The organism is Faecalibacterium sp. An192 (assembly GCF_002160175.1).
In the GTDB taxonomy this organism is placed as follows: domain Bacteria; phylum Bacillota; class Clostridia; order Oscillospirales; family Ruminococcaceae; genus Faecalibacterium.
In genome coordinates this window covers 1-6,229 of the sequence record NZ_NFKB01000090.1, presented here as the reverse complement: position 1 = coordinate 6,229, position 6,229 = coordinate 1, and the positions used below count along the sequence as shown (strand labels likewise).

The window sequence follows — 6,229 nt, the reverse complement described above, 5'->3', positions numbered from 1 at the left end:
AGCCCGGCTCGGGCACTCGAACCATTTTTGAAGACGCCTTGCGCCGCCACAACCGCACCCTGAATCGCTTTTCCAAAACAACAACCATCAGCGATTTTTCTACCATCAAGTCTCTGGTTGCGGATGGTCTGGGGATCTCGTTTCTATACGAGGCAGCAGTATCCAAAGAATTGGATTCCGGGGTGCTGGCCCGGTTTGATCTGGCGGAAACGCCTATGAGCGGAGCTTTCTACTTTGTGTGCCTAAAAGAGAACCTGTTTGCCGCCGATTGGATTCACTGGATGGAATGAGCTCCTGCTTTGGGGTGCAATCTTCTATAGCATCGAATGTTTCGATGCTATAGAAGATCAAGTTTCACCGAATACCCGTTCAATCCATCGTTCGCAGGATTGCGCAAATGTTCGGAAAATCCATCTTCCGCCGCATCATCCAATCCCTCAGGGCGGTTTCGCTTTTGTGGTCGTCTGCTCTCATTATGAAAATCGATGTATTGACGCAGCCATGAATTTTTGCTACAATACCAATCGTTAGGCTGAGCTAACCATGTTGTGGTTAGCTTATTATTACGGTCAAAAGTTAGCTTTAGCTAACAGTGTGAGGTTTGAAGTGATGATCAATAAACGGCTGATGCACATCATGGGCAAGAGCAAAAAATATGTGTCGGCACAGGTGTTTTTCCAGTGGATTTCTTTGCTTTGCAACATTGTATTGATGTTTGGAATTTCCCTTTTTCTAAGTCAGCTTTCCGCCGGGGCCGACCTGGCGGTATGGAAAAACTCGATTTGGGTCCTGCTGTCTGCCTTGGCCATACGGTACGCATGCACATCTCTGGCAAGCCGGGTAAGTCACCACGCCGCGCAGCAGGTAAAGCAACTGCTGCGCACCATGATTTATGAGAAACTACTGCGCCTGGGCCTGGCGTATCAGCAAAAAGCCCGAACCTCTGAGGTAGTTCAGCTGGCGGTAGAAGGTGTAGATCAGTTGGAGGTGTATTTCGGGTCCTATCTGCCTCAGCTGTGCTACTCGATTCTTGCGCCTTTAACCCTGTTTGCGGTTTTGAGTTTTGTTAGTCTGCCCTGTGCGGTTCTTTTATTTCTCTGCGTCCCCCTGATCCCCATGACCATTGTGGCAGTACAGCGTTTTGCCAAGAAACTCCTGGGGAAATACTGGGGCGAATACACCTCCCTGGGCGATTCGTTTTTGGAAAACCTGCAGGGGCTTACAACTCTTAAAATTTATCAAGCGGACGACCACCAACATCAGAAGATGAACGAGCAGTCTGAACGCTTCCGCAAAATTACCATGAAAGTTCTTTCCATGCAGTTGAACTCCATCATTGTCATGGATCTTATCGCCTACGGCGGTGCTGCACTGGGTATGATTCTGGCAGTATGGCAGTTCCATGCCGGGAGACTATCCCTGTTCGGAGCGCTGTTGGTCATCCTCCTGGCAGCCGAATTTTTCCTGCCCATGCGCCTATTGGGTTCCTATTTTCACATCGCCATGAACGGCATGGCGGCAGCAGATAAACTCTTTGCTCTGCTGGATCTCCCCGATGCGCAGACTGGAACCCATGCCTTCCCCAAAGATTGTACCGTAGTTTGCAAAGGTCTGCGGTTTGGCTATGAGTCCGATCGGGAGATCCTGCACGGAATTGATTTTTCCGTTCCGCCTGGTCGTTTTGTGGCGCTGGTCGGCGAGAGCGGATGCGGCAAATCCACCCTTGCCTCCATTCTCATGGGGCGGATACGCGGATTTCAGGGAGAACTTACCATCGGCGGAATCCCCATCCTTGACATCGCGGAGGATGCTCTGACAGCAAATATCACCTACATAGGCCATCAAAGCTATTTGTTCCGCGGCACCGTCAGAGATACCCTGAAAATGGGCAGCCCGGAGGCCACCGAGGCCGATTTCTGGCGCGTCCTGGAGCAGGTAAAGCTGGCGGATTTCCTGCGCGCGCAGCAGGGATTGGACACAGAGCTGGAGGAGAACGGCGTCAATTTTTCAGGCGGGCAGCGCCAGCGTCTGGCCGTTGCCCGGGCACTGCTCCATGACACACCCATCTACATTTTTGATGAAGCCACTTCCAATATCGACATAGAAAGTGAAAATGCCATTATGGAACAAATCAAAGGGCTCGCCCGGAATAAAACGGTCATTTTGATTTCCCACCGGCTGGCCAATGCGGCCGGCGCCCATCCGATTTATGTGCTTCGGCAAGGCGTTATTGCCGAGCAAGGCACTCATGAGGCGCTGATTTCCCAGCAGGGCGAGTATGCCCGTCTGTGGAACGCCCAGCAACAACTGGAAACTTACGGAAAGGTGGCTGCAAGATGAAGCGATCCGGGATTCAGGTCATGGCGAAGCTGGTCGGTTTGGTAAGACCTCTGACCGGATATATGAGTTTGGCTGTCGTTTTGGGGCTTCTGGGGCACCTTTGTGCCACAGCTATCACCGTGTTTGGCGGCTTTGCCCTATTGAACGCTCTGGGTGTGGAACAACATCTCTCCCTGCCCATGTTGTTCCTTCTGATCGGCCTTTGTGCCCTTCTGCGGGGCGCACTGCGCTATGGTGAACAGACCTGCAACCATTTTATTGCCTTCAAGCTGTTGGCCTTGCTGCGGGATCGGGTCTTTGCTGCCCTGCGCCGCTTGTGTCCCGCCAAGCTTGAAGGCAAGAACAAGGGAAACCTCATCAGCGTCATCACCTCGGACATTGAACTGCTTGAGGTGTTCTACGCCCACACCATCTCCCCCATCTGCATTGCAGCGTTGTACACAGCACTAGTCACTGCATTTTTGTGGAGCTATCACCCGGTCCTGGGCGTTCTTGCGCTTCTCGCCCACGGCATAGTGGGAATTCTGATTCCCTGGCTGACCTCTCGCTGGAGTGGAGATGTGGGACAGCAGGTCCGCAGCCAAAGCGGCCAGCTCTCCGGCTTTGTGCTGGACAGTCTGCGCGGTCTCTCCGAGACCCTGCAATACGGACAGGGCCAGACTCGCCGGCAAGAACTGGAACATCGAGGTGCACAGCTGTCCCGGCAGGAGGAAAAGGCCAAGCGAATCTCTGGCCGCAACAGCGCAATCACCAACACCGTGATCCTGCTGTTCGATTTTATCATGCTGTATGCAGCAGCCACGCTCTGCGGATTTTCGGCTGCCCTTATTGCCACCCTCACCTTGATGAGTTCCTTTGGCCCCAGCGTTGCCCTGGCCGCTCTGGGTTCTACCCTCCAGAATACCTTTGCTGCGGGCAATCGGGTACTGGATCTTTTGGAGGAACAGCCGGTGGTAGAAGATGTCCGCGGCTATGCGCCAGTTGCCTTTGACGGGGCTGCCGTAAGCGATCTTAGTTTTTCCTATAATGAGGAAGAGATCCTGTCCCACATGGATCTGGAAATTCCCAAGGGAAAAATCGTTGGGATTTTGGGCCGAAGCGGCAGCGGAAAGTCCACCCTGCTCAAGCTGCTCATGCGCTTCTGGCAAGCAGAGCAGGGGGAAATCCGTATCTCAGATCGCCCCATTCAGAACATCAACACGGAAAACCTCCGCAATATGGAAAGCTATGTCACCCAGGAAACCTATCTGTTTCACGACACCATCGCCAACAATCTGAGAATTGCCAAGCTGGATGCCACCCAGGCAGAGCTGGAGGAGGCATGCCGCAAAGCATCGGTACACGACTTTATCGTTTCCCTTCCCCAGGGATACGATACGCCGGTAGCCGAGCTGGGTGATTCCCTGTCTGGCGGAGAACGCCAAAGGTTGGGACTTGCCCGCGCTTTTTTGCACCAGGCGCCACTGCTGTTGCTGGATGAACCCACCAGCAATCTTGACAGTCTGAACGAAGCCGTTATCTTGCGGTCGCTGCAACAGGTAAAGGGAGAGCAGACCATCGTGTTGGTATCCCACCGGCAATCTACAATGGGAATCGTAGAACAGCAATATTGCGTGGAACAGGGCCGTATGAGCTGAAATAAATTGCCCTTTTTATGAGGGCAATTTATTTCAGGTTTTTATTAGCCGTTGCTAACCATTAGATACAGAGAGGACGATCACCATGAAATCCATTGCGGATAAGCGGGAACAAGAAAAGCGGATTGTTGCCCAAATGATCCAACTTTATTGCAAGAAGCAACATCATCGGTCTGATTTGTGCCCAGACTGCCGGGAAGTTTTGTCCTATGCCATAGACCGCTCTAATCACTGCCCATTTATGGAGAGCAAAACGTTCTGCTCAAACTGCAAAGTACACTGCTATCGCCCGGAAATGCGGACAAAAATCCGGGAAATCATGCGCTTTTCCGGTCCCAGGATGCTTCTCTATCATCCTGTTCTGGCAGTGTCTCATATGCTCTTAACCATGAAAGAAAGGATGCACAAAACATGACTGGCAAAAAAATCATCTACATCGCCTTCGGTATTTTGGGCCTTGGAGTAGGAGCTTTGGGTGTAGTCTTGCCCTTGCTTCCGGCATTCCCTTTTTTGATGTTGGCAGCCTTTTGCTTTGGCAAAAGTTCTGAAAAACTGGACCGCTGGTTTAAGGGCACAAAATTATATAAAAAAACCTGGAAACCTATGTAAAGGGTCAGGGTATGACCTGGAAAGCAAAAATTCGCGTGATGGTCACCGTCACGCTCCTTATGCTATTCGGCTTCCTGATCATGTTTCAAAAATCCCTTTACATTCCCTGTGCGATTCTTGGCGCAGTATGGCTGTTCCATATCCTTTACTTTTGCTTTGGAGTAAAAAACCATGTAGTTAAAGATAAACCTGTAAAATAAAACGCTTGCATACCCTGTTGCCGATGATCTTTCTTTTGACGCTTTTGGGGTGTTCACTTTCACGACCACATCGCCGCCGGTTCTTTCTCTCTGCCTGATTTATACTGGATAAACCGTGATTCGATCCTGATGATAGACAACATGAAGTCTCACCACTCCCAAGCTTGAGCCGACGTTCACAAAGGACAAGCTCAAAGTGAATAGAGCTGTCGAAAATGAAAACAGCCGTTGCGGACTTTGTGTTTCTGCAACGGCTGTTATGTCTTGATTATTTTATTATTTGCGTAACCCGATTATCCCAAGCTGCATTCAAACAAGAACATGTCACACTGATCGTCAACAGCTCTTTCTTTTTCAAACGAGGAATAAGTTTTTACGGTTGTAAATCCGATTTCTTTCAAGTAGTGTTCCATCTCGCCAAATTTGTATAGATGGGTTTGAAAGTCCATCGGCTCACTCTGCAACAGCTTTGTCCCATTGTACAGCTCATAGATTGCCGGAGAAAACTGCGTCTGGGTTTCCTCGTCGTAGTAATTCTTGCTTCTCAACAGCAGATCAAATCCCTGCTCTGTTTTTACGGAAATGGCCGTTTTATAATCGCTGTCGTTCTCACATCTATCAGCAATCGTATCCACAGCAAACACAAACTTACCTGCCGGAGCCAGCATTTCCTTTAGTTTAGCCAAAATCTTCTTGCATAGGGCAATATCTGTAAACAGCGACACAGAACCGGAGGAGATAAAAATATAATCATACTTCTCGCCGGATGAATAGTCTAAAAGATCTGCCTGCACGATCCTTGCGTCGGGAGCCTTTTGCTTTAGCTTTTCCAGCATTTCACCTGACAAATCCATTCCGCAAATATCAAAGCCCCGCTCCATAAAGGGAACAAGGAATCGTCCACTGCCACATAAAGGTTCTAAAATCTTTTTTCCTTTTTCGGCATAGGAAAGATAAAAGTGCAGCTCATCCTGTGGTGCTTTTTCATGTAAAATTTCGTACATTTCGGTACACAAACTGCCGTAATAATTTTGTTTTAGCTCACTCATATTCTTTCCTCAATCCTTGCTGTTCATGTTTATTTTCACAGCCTTTTCGTAAAACAAATAATACGATTTGCTTCTTTAAAATTCATTGCTTTATGAAAGCAAAAACTGTTGGTGTTACCTATTTCACAATCACTGGCAAATTCATAGCAGCCATTTCTTTTTGCCCATGTTTCGCACGCATCCAATAGTTCTTTGGCATATCCTTTATTGCGATAACCTTCTTTAACAAAAATTCCTTCTAAATATCCCACCGGAGTCGTGCTTGTGCCTTCTACATAGTCGTGCTGCAAAAATCGGACGCTGAGCGACACCTGCACGGAGTTTTAGCGACACTTTCACGCTGTAAAGCGACATCTCAGGGAAATTCCTCTATAATGGTTACGCGCACCATCTA

General features: G+C 49.3%; 7 protein-coding genes. 5 read left to right on the top strand and 2 right to left on the bottom strand.

Annotation, left to right across the window (positions count from 1 at the left end; genetic code table 11):
- The 5 genes from B5F27_RS15580 to B5F27_RS17505 all read left to right on the top strand — a co-directional run.
- The coding region (locus tag B5F27_RS15580) for a LysR substrate-binding domain-containing protein (RefSeq protein WP_242962220.1) at positions 1 to 290 on the top strand (290 nt) is incomplete at its 5' end.
- Positions 291 to 609: 319 nt separating this feature from the next.
- Positions 610 to 2,340: an ABC transporter ATP-binding protein/permease gene (locus B5F27_RS15575; protein WP_087368979.1), complete on the top strand. Its 1,731-nt coding sequence runs from the start codon at positions 610 to 612 to the stop codon at positions 2,338 to 2,340.
- Positions 2,337 to 3,977 carry an ABC transporter ATP-binding protein gene (locus B5F27_RS15570; protein ID WP_206423018.1) on the top strand — a complete coding sequence of 547 codons (1,641 nt, stop codon included), beginning with the start codon at positions 2,337 to 2,339 and terminating at the stop codon, positions 3,975 to 3,977. Before B5F27_RS15575 ends, B5F27_RS15570 begins: the two co-directional genes overlap by 4 nt.
- A gap of 85 nt (positions 3,978 to 4,062) precedes the next feature.
- Positions 4,063 to 4,392, top strand: a complete 330-nt coding sequence (locus tag B5F27_RS15565; protein WP_087368978.1) for a nitrous oxide-stimulated promoter family protein — start codon at positions 4,063 to 4,065, stop codon at positions 4,390 to 4,392.
- Positions 4,389 to 4,586, top strand: coding sequence for a YbaN family protein (locus B5F27_RS17505; RefSeq protein ID WP_343214653.1), 198 nt, complete (start codon positions 4,389 to 4,391; stop codon positions 4,584 to 4,586). The genes B5F27_RS15565 and B5F27_RS17505 overlap by 4 nt, the downstream gene beginning before the upstream one ends.
- Positions 4,587 to 5,079: 493 nt before the next feature.
- On the opposite strand, the gene B5F27_RS15555 is transcribed toward B5F27_RS17505, so the two are convergent.
- On the bottom strand, positions 5,080 to 5,835 hold the full coding sequence (locus B5F27_RS15555; protein ID WP_087368977.1) for a class I SAM-dependent methyltransferase: 756 nt from the start codon (positions 5,833 to 5,835) through the stop codon (positions 5,080 to 5,082).
- A gap of 35 nt (positions 5,836 to 5,870) precedes the next feature.
- Positions 5,871 to 6,125, bottom strand: coding sequence for a GNAT family N-acetyltransferase (locus B5F27_RS15550; RefSeq protein WP_343214652.1), 255 nt, complete (start codon positions 6,123 to 6,125; stop codon positions 5,871 to 5,873).
- Between the last annotated feature and the right edge of the window lie 104 nt (positions 6,126 to 6,229).

What these genes read in the sequence shown, in the direction of transcription:
- B5F27_RS15565 (WP_087368978.1), top strand. Translation starts at nt 4,063, where the DNA reads ATGAAATCCATTGCGGATAAGCGGGAACAAGAAAAGCGGATTGTTGCC.
- B5F27_RS15570 (WP_206423018.1), top strand. Translation starts at nt 2,337, where the DNA reads ATGAAGCGATCCGGGATTCAGGTCATGGCGAAGCTGGTCGGTTTGGTA.
- B5F27_RS17505 (WP_343214653.1), top strand. Translation starts at nt 4,389, where the DNA reads ATGACTGGCAAAAAAATCATCTACATCGCCTTCGGTATTTTGGGCCTT.
- B5F27_RS15575 (WP_087368979.1), top strand. Translation starts at nt 610, where the DNA reads ATGATCAATAAACGGCTGATGCACATCATGGGCAAGAGCAAAAAATAT.
- B5F27_RS15555 (WP_087368977.1), bottom strand. Translation starts at nt 5,835, where the DNA reads ATGAGTGAGCTAAAACAAAATTATTACGGCAGTTTGTGTACCGAAATG.